This is a genomic window from Inquilinus sp., assembly GCF_057815775.1.
In genome coordinates this window covers 1-2,223 of the sequence record NZ_JBYRFX010000370.1, presented here as the reverse complement: position 1 = coordinate 2,223, position 2,223 = coordinate 1, and the positions used below count along the sequence as shown (strand labels likewise).

2 protein-coding genes are annotated in these 2,223 nt (G+C 74.9%); both read right to left on the bottom strand.

The genetic code is table 11. From position 1 onward, the window contains the following. Nucleotides 1-16: 16 nt before the first annotated feature. A complete protein-coding gene (locus AC3XYG_RS13260; RefSeq protein WP_489140310.1) occupies nt 17-1,402 on the bottom strand; it encodes a heme biosynthesis protein HemY in 1,386 nt (461 codons plus the stop codon). Beyond that, nucleotides 1,399-2,223, bottom strand: an 825-nt coding sequence (locus AC3XYG_RS13255; protein ID WP_489140309.1) for a COG4223 family protein, incomplete at its 5' end; no start/stop codon positions are given. The genes AC3XYG_RS13260 and AC3XYG_RS13255, both read right to left, overlap by 4 nt.

Here is a 2,223-nt window from a genome sequence, read left to right as displayed (position 1 = left end):
GCCGCTTGCGGTGGCCTCAGGCCGCCGTCGTCGGCACCGGGACCGGCAGGGTGTCGTGGCCGGTGACCGGGGCCGGCAGGTGGATTTCCGTGGCCGGGGCGATGCCGCGGGCCGGGCCGGGAATGCGCCAGGCCAGGGTGTCGAAGCCGTGGCAATGGCCGCACAGGGCGGACCAGTGATCGGCATGGGCGCCGCAGGAATCGCAGTCCCAGACCTCGTCCGGGGCGGCGGTCTGCGCCTTGGCCAGCCAGCTGCGCGCCGCGATTGGGTCGTTGCGCTCCGCCGTCTCCAGATCCGCCAGCAGGCGGTAGACCCGCCGTGACGGCGCGACCTGCTCGGCCTTCAGCAGATGGCCGCGGGCGCTGCCCCACAGCTGGGCCGACAGCTCGGCCTCGGCCAGGGTGGTCAGGCCGGATGCCGCCTCGGGCCGCAGCCGCACCAGCTTCTCCAGCCGCTTGACCTTGAGCAGCGATCCTTCGTCGGCGGGGCCCAGCGCGGCATAGGCGCGGGCGATCTCCAGATGCGGCACGCGGGCCCAACTCTTCTCCAGCAGGCGCGCCGCCGGGCCGTCGCGGCCGGTCTGCAGCAGCAGCTGGCTTTCCTGCAGCGCCGCCGGCACGAAGTCCGGCTCCAGCCCGACCGCCTTGTGGGCGAAGTCCAGCGCCTGGGACGGGTTGCCTGCGGCGGCGGCCTCGCGGCTGCGCTCGACCAGGATGCGGGTCTTGAAGCGGCGCCCGTCCTCGGGCGTGATCGACTTCACCCGCACCGCATGGGCCAGGCTGAGCTGCGCGTCGGCCCAGCGGTGCTGCGCCACCTCCAGGTCGAAGCATGCGCGATGGGTCCAGGTCGCATCCGGCCGCAGCGAGCGGGCGCGCTGCGCCATCTCCAGCGCCCGGCTGGAATCCTGGCTGCGCAGCGACTGGTTCAGCAGGCCGCGCAGGCCCAGGAACTCCATGTCCGGCCGGCGCAGCATCGCCTCGAAATAGCGGTTGGCGGCGCCGTCGTCGCCGGCCAGCTGGGCCGCCTGGGCCGACAGCAGCAGGGTCAGCGGCGGCTCGTCCAGCAGCACGTCGGCCTTGCGGGCGAAGCGCCGCGCCGCCTCGGCGTCGCCGGCCGCGACCGCGACCATGCCACGGGTCAGGGCGCGATAGCCCTTCTCGCGCCGGACGAAGCGGCGGCCTTCGACAAAGCGGCCCGGTGCCCGCCGCAGCGAGCGCCAGAAGCGGTAGAGCCAAGCGGTCAGCAGCATCAGCAGCGCCGCCACCGCCACCAGCAGGGCGACCGAGGTCTCGATCACCCGGCCTTGCCACTGGATCTCGACATGGCCCGGGCGGTCGGCCAGCCAGACCGCGGCCGCGATCAGGATGGCGAGCTTGAGGGCGTAGAGGACCAGACGCTTCATGGCGTCTTCGGCGCAGGGGTGTCGGCGGCCGGCTTGGCCGCAGGGGCGTCGGCATCGGCGCTGCCGGCGGCGCTCAGGCGCTGCACGGCCAGGGCCGACAGGCCCTGCAACGCCGTCTCGGCCGCCAGCCGGGATTCGGCCTGGGCGCGCCAGCCGGCCATCGCCGTGGCGGTCGGGCCGGACAGGGCCTTGATCGCATCGACCGCGCCGGCCAGGTCGCCACGCTGCAGCCGGCCTTCGGCCCGGGCCAGCACCGCGTCGGTGCTGTCGCCTTCGACCTCGCCGGGGGCTGGGCGGACGGTGACCAAGCCGCTGACCACGTCGAGGCTGCGGTCGATCCAGTCGCCGTTCTGCGGCTTGTCGGCCTGGCGCGCGGCTTCCGCCGCCTGGGCGAAGCCGGTGGCCAGGGCGGTGCGGCTCGGCACGCCTTTCGCCGCCGGCTCCAGTGCCGACACGGCGTTGGCGATGGCCGGGTCGTTCTGGGCCAGGCCGCGCAGCAGGGCCAGGGTCTGGTCCAGTGGCGCGCCGCTGTCCAGGGCGCTGCGCAGCTGGCCGGCGGCCAGGCTCAGCGCCTGCGCGCCGGTGTCGCTGTTGCGCAGCCGCTCCACCGCCGCCTTCACGGTGTCGAGCTGCTGCTGCACGGTCGCCAGGGTGGTGCCGTTGGCCTGGGCGCCGGAGGACAGGGTGGCGACGGTGTCGCTCAGGGTCCGGACCGCGGCCTGGGCCGATTCCAGCGCGGCGACCCGGGTCTCCAGCGCCGCAACGGTTTCAGGGGTCACGCCTGCGGCTGGGGGGGCTGCAGCCGGTGCCGGGGCCGGAGC

Coding starts and splice junctions, on each gene's coding strand:
- AC3XYG_RS13260 (WP_489140310.1), bottom strand. CDS start 1,402: ATGAAGCGTCTGGTCCTCTACGCCCTCAAGCTCGCCATCCTGATCGCG.